The organism is Enterobacter chuandaensis (genome assembly GCF_003594915.1).
GTDB lineage: Bacteria > Pseudomonadota > Gammaproteobacteria > Enterobacterales > Enterobacteriaceae > Enterobacter > Enterobacter chuandaensis.
In genome coordinates, this window is record NZ_QZCS01000003.1 from 44,284 (window position 1) to 60,473 (window position 16,190).

18 protein-coding genes are annotated in these 16,190 nt (G+C 57.8%); 13 read left to right on the forward strand and 5 right to left on the reverse strand.

All coding sequences use genetic code 11. The annotated features are described in order from the left end of the window. Positions 1-32: 32 nt before the first annotated feature. Entirely contained in the window at positions 33-671 is a 639-nt protein-coding gene (locus D5066_RS05820) for a DUF1007 family protein (RefSeq protein WP_080328408.1), read from the forward strand. After that, positions 662-1,654 (forward strand): nickel/cobalt transporter, encoded by a 993-nt coding sequence (locus tag D5066_RS05825; protein ID WP_119915343.1) that lies wholly within the window; start codon positions 662-664, stop codon positions 1,652-1,654. Before D5066_RS05820 ends, D5066_RS05825 begins: the two co-directional genes overlap by 10 nt. Before the next feature lie 5 nt (positions 1,655-1,659). On the opposite strand, the gene suhB is transcribed toward D5066_RS05825, so the two are convergent. Next, a complete protein-coding gene (gene suhB, locus D5066_RS05830) occupies positions 1,660-2,463 on the reverse strand; it encodes an inositol-1-monophosphatase (RefSeq protein ID WP_028014077.1) in 804 nt (267 codons plus the stop codon). 132 nt (positions 2,464-2,595) lie between these two features. Here suhB and trmJ point away from each other — a divergent pair, with 132 nt between their 5' ends. From trmJ to sseB, 11 genes are all read left to right on the forward strand, one after another. Further along, positions 2,596-3,321, forward strand: coding sequence for a tRNA (cytosine(32)/uridine(32)-2'-O)-methyltransferase TrmJ (trmJ, locus tag D5066_RS05835; RefSeq protein WP_119915344.1), 726 nt, complete (start codon positions 2,596-2,598; stop codon positions 3,319-3,321). A 220-nt stretch (positions 3,322-3,541) separates the two neighbouring features. Further along, positions 3,542-4,033, forward strand: coding sequence for a Fe-S cluster assembly transcriptional regulator IscR (gene iscR, locus D5066_RS05840; protein ID WP_008502158.1), 492 nt, complete (start codon positions 3,542-3,544; stop codon positions 4,031-4,033). Positions 4,034-4,150: 117 nt separating this feature from the next. Then, complete coding sequence (gene iscS, locus D5066_RS05845) at positions 4,151-5,365, forward strand: cysteine desulfurase (RefSeq protein ID WP_003860663.1); 1,215 nt, start codon at positions 4,151-4,153, stop codon at positions 5,363-5,365. A 24-nt stretch (positions 5,366-5,389) separates the two neighbouring features. After that, a complete protein-coding gene (gene iscU, locus D5066_RS05850; RefSeq protein WP_003860661.1) occupies positions 5,390-5,776 on the forward strand; it encodes a Fe-S cluster assembly scaffold IscU in 387 nt (128 codons plus the stop codon). Between the two features lie 13 nt (positions 5,777-5,789). Further along, positions 5,790-6,113, forward strand: coding sequence for an iron-sulfur cluster assembly protein IscA (gene iscA, locus D5066_RS05855; protein WP_003860659.1), 324 nt, complete (start codon positions 5,790-5,792; stop codon positions 6,111-6,113). A 76-nt stretch (positions 6,114-6,189) separates the two neighbouring features. Continuing rightward, positions 6,190-6,705 (forward strand): co-chaperone HscB, encoded by a 516-nt coding sequence (gene hscB, locus D5066_RS05860; RefSeq protein WP_119915345.1) that lies wholly within the window; start codon positions 6,190-6,192, stop codon positions 6,703-6,705. A 14-nt stretch (positions 6,706-6,719) separates the two neighbouring features. Beyond that, positions 6,720-8,570 carry a Fe-S protein assembly chaperone HscA gene (hscA, locus tag D5066_RS05865; RefSeq protein WP_119915346.1) on the forward strand — a complete coding sequence of 617 codons (1,851 nt, stop codon included), beginning with the start codon at positions 6,720-6,722 and terminating at the stop codon, positions 8,568-8,570. 1 nt (position 8,571) lies between these two features. Continuing rightward, positions 8,572-8,907 carry an ISC system 2Fe-2S type ferredoxin gene (gene fdx, locus D5066_RS05870; protein ID WP_003860652.1) on the forward strand — a complete coding sequence of 112 codons (336 nt, stop codon included), beginning with the start codon at positions 8,572-8,574 and terminating at the stop codon, positions 8,905-8,907. 1 nt (position 8,908) lies between these two features. Then, positions 8,909-9,109: a Fe-S cluster assembly protein IscX gene (gene iscX, locus D5066_RS05875; protein WP_003860650.1), complete on the forward strand. Its 201-nt coding sequence runs from the start codon at positions 8,909-8,911 to the stop codon at positions 9,107-9,109. A 53-nt stretch (positions 9,110-9,162) separates the two neighbouring features. Next, positions 9,163-10,449: an aminopeptidase PepB gene (gene pepB / locus D5066_RS05880; RefSeq protein ID WP_080328412.1), complete on the forward strand. Its 1,287-nt coding sequence runs from the start codon at positions 9,163-9,165 to the stop codon at positions 10,447-10,449. 97 nt (positions 10,450-10,546) lie between these two features. Further along, entirely contained in the window at positions 10,547-11,323 is a 777-nt protein-coding gene (sseB, locus tag D5066_RS05885) for an enhanced serine sensitivity protein SseB (RefSeq protein ID WP_045326053.1), read from the forward strand. 17 nt (positions 11,324-11,340) lie between these two features. On the opposite strand, the gene D5066_RS05890 is transcribed toward sseB, so the two are convergent. The 4 genes from D5066_RS05890 to D5066_RS05905 form a co-directional block, all read right to left on the reverse strand. Next, positions 11,341-12,111 (reverse strand): MurR/RpiR family transcriptional regulator, encoded by a 771-nt coding sequence (locus D5066_RS05890; protein WP_119915347.1) that lies wholly within the window; start codon positions 12,109-12,111, stop codon positions 11,341-11,343. Then, positions 12,111-12,956 carry a 3-mercaptopyruvate sulfurtransferase gene (sseA, locus tag D5066_RS05895; RefSeq protein ID WP_119915348.1) on the reverse strand — a complete coding sequence of 282 codons (846 nt, stop codon included), beginning with the start codon at positions 12,954-12,956 and terminating at the stop codon, positions 12,111-12,113. Before sseA ends, D5066_RS05890 begins: the two co-directional genes overlap by 1 nt. A gap of 90 nt (positions 12,957-13,046) precedes the next feature. Continuing rightward, a complete protein-coding gene (locus D5066_RS05900; protein WP_119915349.1) occupies positions 13,047-14,414 on the reverse strand; it encodes a 6-phospho-alpha-glucosidase in 1,368 nt (455 codons plus the stop codon). 12 nt (positions 14,415-14,426) lie between these two features. After that, entirely contained in the window at positions 14,427-15,971 is a 1,545-nt protein-coding gene (locus tag D5066_RS05905; protein WP_119915350.1) for a PTS transporter subunit EIIC, read from the reverse strand. Between the last annotated feature and the right edge of the window lie 219 nt (positions 15,972-16,190).

Here is a 16,190-nt window from a genome sequence, read left to right on the forward strand (position 1 = left end):
GAACATCACAGAATTTTTGACGTGAGGAATTGATGCAGACAGTTAAACAAAGTGCGATGGCGTTATTTTTGGCGGTTATCACCTTTTCCGCCAGCGCGCATCCTCACAGTTTTATCAGCCTGAAAACCGAGCCGGTCACCGATGGCACGCAGCTGAGCGGCCTGAAAATGCGCTGGACGATGGATGAAATCACCTCGGCGGATCTGCTATATGATGCGGGAAACGCGAAGCCGGGCGATGAGATCTGGAAAAAACTGGCGGCAGAAGTGATGGCCAACGTGCTCGGGCAACACTATTTCACCGAATTCTGGCATAACGGACAAAAGGTGAAGTTCCTCAATCGCCCGACAGAATACGGCCTGTCCCGCGACGGTCATCAGGCGGTGCTGACGTTCGTGCTCCCGCTGGCGCACCCGCAGCCGCTGGCTGGGCAAACCTATACGTTTTCCACCTTTGACCCCTCCTACTATGTCGATATGAGCTACGCCGAGGACAGCGACGTGCAGCTTCCCGCATCGTTGCAAAAATCCTGCAAAATTACGGTCCACACACCGAAGCCCAGCGAAGAGACGCTGAATTTTGCTGTCTCTCTTGATAAAGAGGATGCCCCGCCGGAGGACATGGAGCTGGGTAAACAGTTTGCGCAGGAGGTGACGTTACAATGTCAGTGATCTCCTCTCCGGTTCGGAAGCCTCGCCGCTGGCTGCACCTCTGGCCGCTGGCGCTCTTTTTACTGTTCGCCGTCGGCGGTTTGCTCTGGCTGTGGCAGGCCTGGCCTCAGGTGATGATGAAAAGCATTATCTGGCAGCGTGAGGTCAACCAACAGATGAGCGGTCTGCTGAAGGCGGTGGCGGAGAACCCGACCAAAGCGGGTGGATCCCTGCTGGCGTTCAGCTTTATCTACGGCGTTCTGCACGCGCTGGGGCCGGGGCACGGCAAAATCGTGATCACCACCTGGCTTGCCACCCATCCGTCAAAACTGAAATCGAGCATTGGCCTCACGCTGGCCTCATCTCTTCTTCAGGGCGGCGTGGCGATTGTGCTGGTGATCGTGGTGCTTTCACTGTTACAGCTTCCCGCGCGCCAGCTGCACCTGAGCAGCTTCTGGCTGGAGAAGGGCAGCTATGCGCTGGTCGGCGTGTTGGGGCTCATCCTCTGCTGGCGGGCATTGAAAAAACTGCGCGCACTGCTGCAAAAGCCCAAATTCAAAACCTTTACGCCGCACCACGTTCATGATGAACACTGCGGCTGCGGGCATCAGCATCTGCCGACGCAGGCGCAATTACAGAGCGGTGACGACTGGCGCGCGCGGCTGATGATAATTCTCTCCATGGGGATGCGCCCGTGCTCGGGTGCAATCATGGTGCTGCTGTTCAGTAAGGTGATTGGCGTGTTTGGCTGGGGCATGCTCTCGGCGCTGGCGATGGCGGCGGGAACGTCTCTCACCATTTCGTCTTTGGCGCTGCTGGTTCACAGCTTCCGTCAGTTGGCGGTAAAACTCAGCGGCAATAAAACGCCGGTGCTGTGGCGGCAGGTAGGCTGGACGACGCTCGCGCTGGCGGGCGGGGTGATTCTGCTGGTGGCGGCGGTAACGATGTGGATGAGTGCGGTGCCGTTTAACACCCTCTCCCCTTTGGGGAGAGGGCTGAGGTGAGGGGATTAACGCTTCAGCGCATCGCTCAGCTCGTCACGCATGTTGGCCAGCATGGCTTTAACAACGCGTGGGTTACCCGCAACAATGTTGCCGGTGGTCATGTAGTTGTGGCCGCCGGTGAAGTCGCAAACAATCGCGCCTGCTTCACGCGCGATCAGCTCGCCCGCAGCAAAGTCCCACGGCTTCAGTGACAGTTCGAAGTAACCGTCAACGCGACCGGTGGCAACGTAGGCCAGATCCAGCGCAGCAGAACCGGTGCGACGGAAGTCCGCGCATTCGGTGAACAGCTTGCCCAGGATATTCATATAGGTAGTTGCGTGCTGCTTCGCCTTGAACGGGAAACCGGTCGCGAGGATGGTGCCGTCCAGATCGCGTGCGTTGCTGCAGCGCAGACGGTAGCCGTTCAGCTGTGCGCCCTGGCCGCGGGTAGCGGTGAACAGTTCGTTACGCATTGGATCGTAAACAACGGCGACTTCAGTACGGCCTTTAATGCGTACTGCGATAGACACAGAGAAGTGTGGCAGGCGTTTAACGAAGTTGGTGGTGCCATCCAGTGGATCGATAACCCATTGAACATCCTGATCGGTACCTTCATGTTCACCGCTTTCTTCGGTGATGATGGTGTGCTGTGGGTAAGATTTGCGGATCGTTTCGATAATAATCGCTTCTGCGGCTTTATCGACGTTAGTCACGAAATCATTGCTGCCTTTCTGGCTGGTTTCTACGGAGTCTGGCGTTTCGTAGTGTTTGGCAATTACGTTACCCGCCTTGCGCGCTGCGCGCACGGCGATGGTCAGCATCGGATGCATCGGTCTCTCTCACTGGATGTTAAAGAACAGGAAAATCGGCGCAGAGTATAGCAGCGGGATCGGATTATGTCTCCCGTTTATGATAATATGCCCGAATATTCTTCAGACACTGAATTCAGACATCTAAAAATTATGCTGCAAAACATTCGAATCGTGCTGGTCGAAACATCACACACCGGCAACATGGGCTCCGTTGCCCGCGCTATGAAAACCATGGGCTTAACGAACCTGTGGCTGGTTAACCCGCTGGTGAAACCCGACTCGCAGGCTATCGCCCTGGCGGCCGGTGCCAGCGACGTGATCGGCAACGCCCAGATCGTTGATACCCTTGACGAAGCGCTGGCCAGCTGCAGCCTCGTTGTCGGCACCAGCGCGCGTTCACGCACGCTGCCGTGGCCGATGCTGGATCCGCGTGAATGCGGCCTGAAAAGCGTCTCTGAAGCGGAGCAGGCGCCGGTTGCGCTGGTGTTTGGCCGCGAGCGCGTAGGCCTGACCAACGATGAGCTGCAGAAGTGCCACTACCACGTGGCGATTGCCGCCAACCCGGAATACAGCTCACTGAACCTGGCGATGGCGGTGCAGGTTATCGCCTACGAAGTGCGTATGGCGTGGCTGGCGACGCAGGAAAAGCAGGCAGAACCGAAAGAAGAGACGGCCTATCCGCTGGTGGACGACCTTGAGCGTTTCTACGGTCACCTGGAGCAGACGCTGCTCGCTACCGGCTTTATCCGCGAAGGCCACCCGGGCCAGGTAATGAACAAGCTGCGCCGTATGTTCACCCGCGCGCGCCCGGAAAGCCAGGAGCTGAATATCCTCCGCGGGATTCTGGCGTCGATTGAGCAGAAGAATAAAGAGTAATGCCGGTTTGTTTTCCCCCTCTCCCCGTGGGAGAGGGCCGGGGTGAGGGCATCAGGCCGCACCCAGGCAAAACGGCACGGAAGGTTAAATACCTGACTAAAACAGTCAAGTAAATAGTTGACCATTTTAGTCAGGAATGTCAGACTTGGCCCTGCTATGCAATACCCCCATTTTACAATAAAAAACCCCGGGCAGGGGCGAGTTTGAGGTTAAGTAAGACATGAGACTGACATCTAAAGGGCGTTATGCCGTGACCGCGATGCTGGACGTTGCGCTCAACTCCGAAGCGGGCCCGGTTCCGTTGGCTGATATTTCTGAACGACAAGGGATCTCCCTCTCTTACCTGGAACAGCTGTTCTCCAGACTGCGTAAAAATGGACTGGTTTCCAGCGTTCGTGGCCCGGGCGGCGGTTATCTGCTGGGGAAAGACGCGGGCAGTATTGCGGTTGGCGAAGTGATTAGCGCCGTTGACGAATCCGTTGACGCGACCCGTTGCCAGGGTAAAGGCGGCTGCCAGGGCGGCGATAAGTGCCTGACCCACGCGCTGTGGCGCGATCTGAGCGACCGCCTCACCGGCTTCCTGAACAACATCACCCTGGGTGAACTGGTTAATAACCAGGAAGTTCTGGATGTCTCTGGCCGTCAGCACAGCCATGATTCACAACGCAGCACCCGCGCGCAGGACGCTATCGACGTCAAATTACGCGCGTAATAAAACGATAAGTATTTCAGAATCAGGCCGGGGTGATAACGCCCCGTGTACTCGGTCGTACATCCAGCCGGTTGCCTGATTCCTTGCATTGAAGCGATGTACGGAGTTTATAGAGCAATGAAATTACCGATTTATCTCGACTACTCCGCAACCACGCCGGTGGACCCGCGTGTTGCCGAGAAAATGATGCAGTGTCTGACCCTGGACGGAAACTTTGGTAACCCAGCTTCCCGTTCACACCGTTTTGGCTGGCATGCTGAAGAGGCGGTAGATATCGCCCGTAATCAGATTGCTGACCTGGTCGGTGCCGACCCGCGTGAAATTGTTTTCACCTCCGGTGCGACCGAATCCGACAACCTGGCGATCAAAGGTGCAGCCAACTTTTATCAGAAAAAAGGCAAGCACATCATCACCAGCAAAACCGAACACAAAGCCGTGCTGGACACCTGTCGTCAGCTGGAGCGTGAAGGGTTCGAAGTGACCTATCTCGCGCCACAGAGCAACGGGATCATCGACCTGAAAGAGCTCGAAGCGGCCATGCGTGATGACACCATCCTGGTTTCCATCATGCACGTCAACAACGAAATCGGCGTGGTACAGGACATCGCGACCATCGGCGAAATGTGCCGCGCGCGCGGCATCATCTACCACGTGGACGCGACCCAGAGCGTGGGCAAACTGCCTATCGACCTGAGCCAGCTGAAAGTAGACCTGATGTCCTTCTCCGGCCACAAAATCTATGGCCCGAAAGGGATCGGCGCGCTGTACGTTCGTCGTAAGCCACGTATCCGCATCGAAGCACAGATGCACGGCGGCGGTCACGAGCGCGGTATGCGTTCCGGTACGCTGCCTGTTCACCAGATCGTGGGCATGGGCGAAGCGTACCGCATTGCGAAAGAAGAGATGGAAACCGAGATGGCGCGCCTGCGCACGCTGCGTAACCGTCTCTGGGACGGCGTGAAAGATATGGAAGAAGTGTATCTGAACGGCGATCTCGAGCAGGGCGCGCCGAACATCCTCAACGTCAGCTTCAACTATGTTGAAGGCGAATCGCTGATCATGGCGCTGAAAGACCTGGCCGTTTCTTCCGGTTCTGCCTGTACGTCTGCAAGCCTGGAGCCATCCTACGTGCTGCGCGCGCTGGGCATGACTGACGAGCTGGCACACAGCTCTATCCGTTTCTCTTTAGGTCGTTTCACTACCGAAGAAGAGATTGACTACACCATCAAGCTGGTTCGTAACTCCATCGGCCGTCTGCGCGACCTTTCTCCACTGTGGGAAATGTTCAAACAGGGCGTGGATCTGAACAGCATTGAATGGTCACATCACTAATCGGTACATAAGGAGAATTCAATCATGGCATACAGCGAAAAAGTCATCGATCATTACGAAAACCCGCGCAACGTTGGCTCTTTTGACAACAGCGATGAATCTGTCGGTAGCGGCATGGTTGGCGCGCCAGCGTGTGGCGACGTGATGAAGTTGCAGATTAAAGTCAACAATGAAGGTATCATTGAAGACGCGCGCTTCAAGACCTACGGCTGCGGTTCTGCTATCGCGTCCAGCTCCCTGGTCACCGAATGGGTGAAGGGCAAGTCTCTGGACGAAGCACAGGCAATCAAGAACACGGATATTGCTGAAGAACTCGAACTGCCACCGGTGAAAATTCACTGTTCTATCCTGGCAGAAGACGCGATCAAAGCCGCCATTGCGGATTACAAAAGCAAACGTGAAGCAAAATAATTGAGGTTTGAGTATGTCGATTACCCTTAGCGACAGCGCTGCCGCGCGAGTAAGCTCTTTTCTGGCGAACCGTGGTAAAGGCTTTGGCCTGCGACTGGGCGTACGTACCTCCGGCTGTTCTGGTATGGCTTACGTACTGGAGTTTGTTGATGAGCCGGCGTCTGACGACACCGTGTTTGAAGACAAAGGCGTGAAGGTGGTGGTCGATGGCAAAAGCCTGCAATTCCTCAACGGCACTCAGCTGGACTTCGTTAAAGAAGGCCTGAACGAAGGGTTCAAATTCACGAACCCGAACGTCAAAGACGAGTGTGGTTGCGGCGAAAGCTTCCACGTTTAACCGCGCGTCATCCGAAACCCCACCGCAGGATCTCTGTGTGTGGGGTTTGTTCTAACAGGCTACCCCTGAGATTGTTATGGATTACTTCACTCTCTTCGGACTACCCGCTCAATACCCGATCGATCTCCAGGCGTTGACGATCCGTTTTCAGGATCTGCAGCGTCAGTATCATCCGGATAAATTCGCCAGCGGTACTCAGGCAGAACAGCTGGCTGCGGTTTCCCACTCTGCCACCATCAACCAGGCCTGGCAGACGCTGCGCCATCCGCTGAGCCGTGCCGAGTACCTGCTTTCACTGCATGGTTTCGACCTAGCGAGCGAGCAGCATACCGTGCGCGACACCGCGTTTCTGATGGAACAGCTGGAGCTTCGCGAAGAGCTGGATGAGATTGAACAGGCCAAAGACGAAGCGCGTCTGGAAAGCTTCATCACGCGCGTGAAGGGCATGTTCGATACCCGCCATCAGCAGATGGTGGAGCAACTGAACAACGAGACCTGGGACGTGGCGGCAGACACTGTGCGTAAACTCCGTTTTCTCGATAAACTGCGAAGCAGCGCTGAACAACTCGAAGAAAAGCTGCTCGATTTTTAATTTCGGAAGCAATTATGGCCTTATTACAAATTAGTGAGCCTGGCTTAAGTGCCGCACCGCACCAGCGTCGTCTGGCGGTGGGTATTGATCTGGGCACCACCAATTCCCTCGTGGCGACCGTGCGCAGCGGCCAGGCGGAGACGCTGGCCGACGAGCAGGGCCGCCATCTGCTGCCTTCCGTGGTCCACTACCAGCAGCAGGGCCACGCGGTCGGCTATGACGCCCGCGCCAACGCCGCGCGCGATCCGGCCAACACCATCAGCTCCGTAAAGCGCATGATGGGCCGCGCGCTGGCCGATATCCAGACCCGCTACCCGCATCTGCCGTATCAGCTGCAGGCCAGTGAAAACGGCCTGCCGATGATTGCGACCGCGGCCGGTCTGCTGAACCCGATTCGCGTGTCTGCTGACATCCTCAAAGCGCTGGCGGAGCGTGCTAAAGCGACGCTCGGCGGCGATCTGGACGGCGTGGTGATCACCGTTCCGGCCTATTTTGACGATGCACAGCGTCAGGGCACCAAAGACGCCGCGCGTCTGGCGGGTCTGCACGTACTGCGCCTGCTGAACGAACCGACGGCGGCGGCGATTGCCTACGGCCTCGACTCCGGTCAGGAAGGGGTCATTGCGGTTTACGACCTCGGCGGCGGTACCTTTGACATCTCGATCCTGCGCCTGAGCCGCGGGGTGTTTGAAGTCCTGGCGACCGGCGGGGATTCCGCGCTGGGCGGCGATGACTTTGACCATCTGCTGGCAGACTACATCCGCGAGCAGGCGGGCATTAGCGATCGCAGCGATGCCCGCATCCAGCGTGAACTGCTGGACGCGGCTATCGACGCCAAAATCGCCCTGAGCGATGCCCAGTCGGTTACCGTAAACGTTGCGGGCTGGCAGGGTGAAATTACCCGCGACCAGTTCAGCGATCTCATTGCCCCGCTGGTGAAACGCACCCTGATGGCCTGCCGTCGCGCATTGAAAGATGCGGGCGTTGAGGCGAACGAGGTGCTGGAAGTGGTCATGGTGGGCGGCTCAACGCGCGTGCCGCTGGTACGCGAGCGCGTGGGCGAATTCTTTGGCCGTTCGCCGCTGACCTCCATCGACCCGGACAAAGTGGTTGCCGTGGGCGCCGCGATCCAGGCCGATATTCTGGTCGGCAACAAGCCGGACAGCGAAATGCTGCTGCTGGATGTCATCCCGCTGTCGCTGGGTTTAGAAACCATGGGCGGCCTGGTGGAGAAAGTGATCCCGCGTAACACCACCATTCCGGTGGCGCGCGCGCAGGAGTTCACTACCTTTAAAGACGGCCAGACCGCGATGTCCATCCACGTGATGCAGGGCGAACGCGAGCTGGTGCAGGACTGCCGCTCTCTGGCGCGCTTTGCGCTGCGCGGCATTCCGGCGCTGCCGGCGGGCGGGGCGCATATTCGCGTGACTTTCCAGGTGGATGCGGACGGCCTGCTGAGCGTGACGGCGATGGAAAAATCCACCGGCGTTGAATCGTCCATTCAGGTGAAGCCGTCCTACGGCCTGACCGATGGCGAAATCGCCTCCATGATTCAGGACTCAATGAGCTACGCTGAGCAGGATGTGAAGGCGCGTATGCTGGCTGAACAAAAAGTTGAAGCTGCACGCGTGCTGGAAAGCCTGAACGGCGCGCTCGCTGCCGATGCCGCGCTGTTAAGCGCCGCTGAGCGCCAGGTGATTGACGAGGCTGCCGCGCGTTTAAGCGAGGTCGCTGAAGGCAATGACGCTGACGCAATAGAAGAAGCCATTAAAAACGTTGATAAACAAACCCAGGACTTCGCTGCTCGCCGCATGGACAAATCTGTCCGCGTCGCGCTGAAAGGCCAGTCCGTGGACGAGGTTTAATATGCCAAAGATTGTTATTTTGCCTCATGCGGACCTCTGTCCGGATGGCGCTGTTCTGGAAGCGAAGACCGGTGAAACCATTCTCGATGTAGCCCTGCGTGCAGGTATCGAAGTGGAACACGCCTGTGAAAAATCCTGTGCCTGCACCACCTGCCACTGCATCGTGCGTGAAGGTTTCGACTCTCTCGCCGAGAGCACCGAAGACGAAGATGACATGCTGGATAAAGCATGGGGTCTGGAGCCCGACAGCCGCCTGAGCTGCCAGGCCGCGGTGACCGATGAAGATCTGGTCGTGGAATTCCCACGCTACACCATCAACCACGCACGCGAGCATTGATATGGGACTGAAGTGGACAGACAGCCGTGAAATCGGCGAAGCGCTCTACGACGCGAACCCGGATCTCGATCCGAAGACCGTACGATTCACCGACATGCACCAGTGGATCTGCGATTTAGAGGATTTCGACGACGATCCAAACGCATCCAATGAAAAAATTCTGGAGGCGATTCTGTTAGTCTGGTTAGATGAAGCAGAGTAAATCACTTAACGGGCTGCCTTCAGGCGGCCCGTTTGCTAATAAGGATAAATAAAATGACCGAAGCGATGAAGATTACGCTCTCTATGCAGCCTGCTGACGCACGCTGGGGCGAGAAAGCCACCTGGAGCATCAACAACGACGGTATTACCCTGCACCTGACGGGCAAAGATGACTTAGGTTTGATCCAGCGCGCTGCGCGTAAAATTGACGGCCTGGGCATTAAGCATGTGTCCCTGGAAGGCGAAGGATGGGACACCGATCGCAGCTGGGCATTCTGGGCTGGCTACAAAGGGCCGAAAGGCACCCGCAAAATCGAGTGGGCGAACCTGGATGCAGCCGGTCAAAAAGAGCTGGAAAGCCGCCTGCAAATTATCGACTGGGTGCGCGACACCATTAACGCTCCGGCGGAAGAGTTAGGCCCAGAGCAGCTGGCGCAGCGTGCGGTTGACCTGCTGTGCGGCGTGGCGGGCGACAAAATGTCTTACCGCATCACCAAAGGTGAAGACCTGCGCGAGCAGAACTACATGGGCATCCACACCGTGGGCCGCGGTTCTGAACGCCCTCCGGTCCTGCTGGCGCTGGATTACAACCCAACCGGCGATAAAGAAGCGCCGGTTTTTGCCTGCCTTGTGGGTAAAGGCATCACCTTCGACACCGGCGGCTACAGCCTGAAGCAGAGCGCCTTCATGGACTCCATGAAGTCCGACATGGGCGGTGCGGCAACCATAACCGGCGCGCTGGCGTTTGCCATCACCCGCGGTCTGAACAAGCGCGTGAAGCTCTACCTGTGCTGCGCGGACAACATGGTGAGCGGTAACGCCTTCAAGCTGGGCGACATCATTCGCTACCGCAACGGCAAAAACGTTGAGGTGATGAACACCGACGCCGAAGGCCGTCTGGTGCTGGCCGATGGTCTGATCGACGCCTCTGCGCAGAAGCCAGAGCTGATTATCGACATGGCGACCCTGACCGGCGCGGCGAAAACGGCGCTGGGTAACGACTACCACGCGCTGTTCAGCTTCGACGACAAGCTGGCCGCTCGCCTGCTGGCAAGCGCCGCTGCGGAAAACGAACCGTTCTGGCGTCTGCCGCTGGCCGAGTTCCACCGCAGCCAGTTGCCGTCTAACTTTGCCGAGCTGAACAACACCGCGAGCGCGGCGTACCCGGCGGGTGCAAGCACTGCAGCAGGTTTCCTGTCGCACTTCGTTGAGAACTATCATGAAGGCTGGCTGCACATCGACTGCTCCGCAACCTACCGTAAAGCGGCGGTTGAGCAGTGGTCCGCGGGCGCGACCGGTTTGGGCGTGCGTACCGTGGCGAACCTGCTGACGGCTGAGTGATCTTTTTTGCCGGGTGGCGCTACGCTTGTGCGGGCCTACGGTTTTGTAGGCCGGGTAAGCAAAGCGCCACCCGGCGTATCTTTGAAGTAGCGAAACTATGTCAGATACCAAAAACGAATTAGAAACCCTGCTGGAGCAGGCGGCGACCGAGCCCGCCCACCGTCCGGCATTTTTCCGCACGCTGCTGGAATCCACCGTCTGGGTGCCGGGCACCGCGGCGGAAGGCGAGCAGGTCGTTGAAGACAGCGCGCTGGATCTGCTGCACTGGGAGAAAGATGACGGCACGTCGGTGATCCCGTTCTTCACCTCGCTGGAAGCGTTGCAGGAAGCGGTAGAAGACGAACAGGCGTTCGTGGTAATGCCGGTACGCACGCTGTTCGAGATGACGCTGGGGCAGACGCTGTTCCTCAATGCCAAATTGCCGACCGGGAAAGAGTTCACCCCGCGCGAGATCAGCCATCTGATTGGTGAAGAGGGCAACCCGCTCAGCACCCAGGAAGTGCTGGAAGGGGGCGAAACGCTGCTGCTGTCTGAGGTTGCAGAGCCGCCTGCGCAGATGATCGATTCCCTGACCACGTTATTCAAAACCCTGAAGCCGGTAAGACGCGCATTCCTCTGTTCGATTAAAGAGCAAGCGGATGAACAGCCGGTACTGTTGATTGGTATTGAAGCCGACGGTGATATCGACGACATCATTCAGGCGGCGGGCAGCGTGGCGACCGACACGCTCCCGGGCGATGAGCCCATTGATATCTGCCAGGTGAAAAACGGTGAGAAGGGCATCAGCCACTTTATTACCGAGCACATCACGCCGTTCTACGAGCGTCGCTGGGGCGGCTTCCTGCGCGATCTCAAGACCAACCGCATCATCTGATTACGACGGGGTGAATATCACCCCGTTGCTTCCAGCAGCAGTAGATCCATCAGCAGCACCAGATTCGACTCAAACGACGTCACCCCCGCGGCTTCGGCGGCGAAGTGTACCGCTTCGTCATACAGCGCAAAGTGCACGTCCGCCATGCCCGCCAGCGTATTGGCCGAGGCGCGGGTAAAGGCGACGATCGTCATGCCGACGTTTTTGGCAATCCGCGCTTTATCCAGCACCTGCTCCGTTTCGCCGCTGCGCGAAACGGCGATAAACACCTGATAGCGGGCGGCATTGCTGAGGAAAATATTCCGGCTGTCCCCCGGCCCGGAGATGAACGCCGTTTTACCCAGCACCTGCAGCTTCTTGGTCAGGTACTCCGCAAAGAGATAGGAAAAACCGGCCCCGTAGAGAAAAAAGCTCTCTTTCTGGCGCAGCAGGTCGGCAAATTGCTGGCGCTTCTCCTGCGTGACCCACTGGAAGGTGTGCTGATAGTTGGCGATAAACTGATTAAACAGCGCCGGAAGTTCAGGAAGCGACTGCTCCTGAGCGGCAATATGCGGCGTGTCGGAGAGCAACTGCTTGCAGTGCCAGATAAACTCGCTAAAGCCGCTGAACCCCAGCTTCTGACACAGCCGCATGATGGTGGCGGTCGAAACAAAGGTCGCCTGCGCCAGCTCGCGCACCGTGATGTTGCCCACCAGCAGCGGATGCTCCGTGAGGTGGGCGAGGACGCGATACTCCGCGCGGGTCAGCGATGCCCCGCGCGTTAACAGCGTGGCCAGGCGGTTATCCATTATTTCGCGGGTTCGACAGGCAGATCCTCTCGCGCACCCCATTCGCTCCAGGCGCCGTCGTATAACGTGACGTCGTTCGCGCCGAGCGTAGCGAGCGCCAGGATCACCACGCAGGCCGTTACGCCGGAGCCGCAGCTGGCGATAATCGGACGATGTAAATCCACGCCTGCACGGTCAAAAATGGCACGTAATTCATCGGTGGTTTTCAGCTCGCCCTCAAACACCAAATCGCCCCACGGCACGTTCAGCGCCCCCGGGATATGTCCGCGCTTCAGCCCCGGACGCGGCTCGTCCGCTTGCGCATTAAAGCGCGGGGCGGGGCGGGCATCGACGATTTGCGCCGTTTTTTCATGGCTCACGACCAGCACGTCGGTCAGACGCTTCACCACGTTAGCGTCGAACGTCGCGTCGAATTCCCCTTCCGGCAGCGTCACATCGCCCTGCTGAAGCGGCAGTTCGTCGCGCTTCCAGCCCGCCAGCCCGCCCGCCAGAATCGACACTTTTTCCACGCCAAACTGTTTCAGCATCCACCACGCGCGCGGCGCGGAGAAGAGATTACCTTCATCGTAAACAACAATGTGTTTATCTTTGCTGACGCCCAGCTCGCGCATCGCCACGGAAAACGCTTCCGGGCGCGGCAGCATGTGCGGCAGGGGAGAGTTGTGATCGGAGAGGGCTTCGATATCAAAAAATACCGCACCCGGCAGGTGCCCTGCGCGGTATTCACCGGGTACGTCACGATGCTCTTGCCCCGGCGGGGCCATACGCGCGTCAATAATCTGGACTTCCGGATCGTCGCCGTGCTCAATCAGCCAGTCGGCAGCGACAAAATATGAGGTGGACATGGGTTGCCTCCATTCTTTTCCGTAAAAAAGGATTGTCGGTGTTTTTTCTGACACCGACAAGCAAACCACGTTCAACTCGCGAGCAAGCCCCTATTTTTTCACCGTTTCGCCGTCCTGCCAGGCTTTTTGCAGCGCAGGCCAGTAGTCGCGGTTGGCCTCGATCATCTCATCCAGAATCGCTTTCGCATGTTCCATGGTCGGCACGGTGCGGTTGAGGGTAAACGCCTGCAGGGCTTTCTCATAGCTGCCTTCTATGGTTGCTTCCACCAGCAGCTGTTCAGACGCCAGCTGCTGTTGCAGCAGAGTCTGATGGAACAGCGGCACCTGCCCCACGCGCACAGGCTCAGGCCCTTCGGAGGTGATATAGGCGGGCACTTCCACCACCGCATCGTACGGTAGATTGGTTATCGCCCCGCGGTTTTCCACCATCACCAGATGCCGTTGGCGCAGGTTAAAGGCCAGCGAGCAGGCGACATCGACGATAAACTCGCCGTGGACGCCCACGTGGAAGGCATCCGGTAAAATCCCGGTGCGCTTGTACTCTTCAGCAGCGGCAAAAAGTTTTTTCTCACGCCCGTTCATCACTTCATTGGCGCGGGTATAGTCCGGGTTCTGATGCTCCACAATCTGGTTCGGCATCAGGTAATACTGCAGATACGGGTTCGGCAGATACTCCGGGAAGTTGTCCATGATTGGCTTAATGTTGCGCCAGGTTTTCACCCAGGAGGGATCGGAATGCTGCGGGTCGGTTTTGGCGGCATCCTCCGTCAGCAGGCCAAACTTCGCGATATGCTTACGCAGCTCCGGCAGCTTGTCTTCGCCGTCCACCAGCACACGGGTAAACCAGCCGAAGTGGTTCAGGCCGAAGTAGTCCACCTCCAGTTTGCGACGATCGACACCCAGAATGGCGCCCATATTGCGCATCGCAGCCACCGGCATATCGCAGATGTTCAGCACGCGAGCGTCCGGACGCAGGCGGCGCACGCCCTCCGCGACGATCGCCGCCGGGTTGGAGTAGTTCACGATCCAGGCTTTCTCATGCGCGTAGCGATCCACCAGATCGATAAGCTCGACCATCGGCAGGATCGTGCGCAGTCCGTATGCCAGCCCGCCCGGTCCGCAGGTTTCCTGGCCGACCACGCCGTGACGCAGCGGGATCTTTTCATCCTGCTCGCGCATCTTGTACTGGCCGACGCGCATCTGGGCGAAGACGAAATGCGCGCCGCTGAACGCCACTTCCGGATCGCTGGTGACGGTAAATTTGATGCTCTGGCTGTGGTCGCGAATCACTTTCTCAACCACCGGCGCAATGGTGTTCTGACGCGCCTCGTCGATGTCATAGAGGCGGATTTCGGCCAGCGGGAAATCCTGCAGGCGCACCATCAGGCTTTTTACAATGCCCGGCGTGTAGGTGCTGCCGCCGCCGGCAATCGACAAAATGAATGGGGGTGTAAACATCTTTAGCTCCTTTCAGAGAAACGTCTCAACGGCTTCTCGCATTTTTTTGACATGCAGCCCGTAGACCACCTGAACGTTGTTACCTTGTTTGATAATCCCTTTCGCGCCGGTTGCCTTCAGGCGTGGTTCGTCGATGATGTCAACGTCCTTCACCGTGACGCGTAAGCGGGTGTAGCAGTTATCCACCACCTCTATATTTTCCCGTCCGCCCAGCCCGACGACGATGGATTCACCCAGCCCGTCGTTATTGCCCTTCGCCTGGTACTCCTGCTTGCTGTAAAGGCGCGTCTCCTGGTCCTCATCCTCACGTCCGGGCGTTTTCATGTTGAAGCGCAGGATCAGGAAGCGGAACACCACGAAGTAGAGGGCGAACATGATCAGCCCGACCACGATGTACATCGGCCAGTTGGACTTCTCCGTACCGAGCGGCAGGTTGTAGAGGATGAAATCGATAATCCCGTTGGCGCCGATGGCGTGAACGCCCAGCAGCGAGAACAGCATCATGCCGATGCCGGTCAGCACTGCATGCACCACGAACAGCAGCGGGGCGACGAACAGGAAGGAGAACTCAATCGGCTCGGTCACACCCACCAGCAGCGAGGTCAGTGCCGCCGGGATCAAAATCGCTTTCGCAATGGCTTTACGCTCCGGCTTTGCGGTCATGTACATCGCCAGCGCGGCGGCAGGCAGACCGAACATCTTGCTGATGCCGCGTGCATCCCAGACTACGGTGCTGCTGAGCTGCTTCACCTCCGGGCAGGCCATCTCGGCGAAGTAGATATTGCGGGCGCCCTGATAGGTTGCGCCGCACACCTCCTGCGTGCCGCCCAGTTCGGTATAGAGGAACGGCGTATAAACCAGATGGTGCAGGCCGGTTGGCACCAGAATGCGTTCAAGAAAACCGTAGATCGCCACGCCAAACGGCCCGGAGCCTTTGATAGCCAGCGCCAGGGTGCTAATACCGTGCTGGGCAAACGGCCACAGTTCGCTCATTACCACGCCGAGCAGCATAGAGACGGGCAACATGACGATGGCGACAAAACAGTGGCCGGAGTAAATCGCCATCGCGCCGTTAAACTGTACGCCGGAGTATTTGTTGTACAGATATCCCGACAGCGCACCGGTGAGGATCCCCGCAAAGACCCCCATCTCCAGCACCTGCACGCCCAGCACCATGCTTTGCCCGGCGGCTTTCATCTGGTCAGCCGGGGCCAGTTCGCCCTGCAGCTGCAGCGTCACATTCATGGCATTAATGAACACCACGAAGGTCACCAGACCAATCAGCGCCGCGTAGCCTTTATCGCGCGTCGCCAGACCAATTGGGATCCCGACGGCAAACACCAGCGCCAGGTTGACCAGCACCGACACGGCAGATTTCGCGATAAGTTGACCAATATGCTGAATCAGAGGATGGCCCAGAAACGGCAGGTATTCTGCGAGATTACCGTTACCCAGCACGTTACCAAAGGCGATAAACAGACCGACGATCGGTAAGATAAGTACCGGTCCATACAATGATTTTCCGAAATTTTGTAGGGCGTTCACGGCTCGTTTCATGGCTTTCTCTCTTATTGAACCGCGCACTCGGGGTGCGTCATGGTCATAAAACTAGCAGCCCTCAGACGAGTTTATCCACCTATCTTCTTGTTTTAAAAACAAATGACGTGAAAGGTAACATGTGACGTTATGGGCTGTGATCGCGGTTCCATCCCGGTGTAACGGTGTGATGCCATTCTGCGAGGCGCTTTCCAGATCCTAAAAATGGACTTTTTGTAT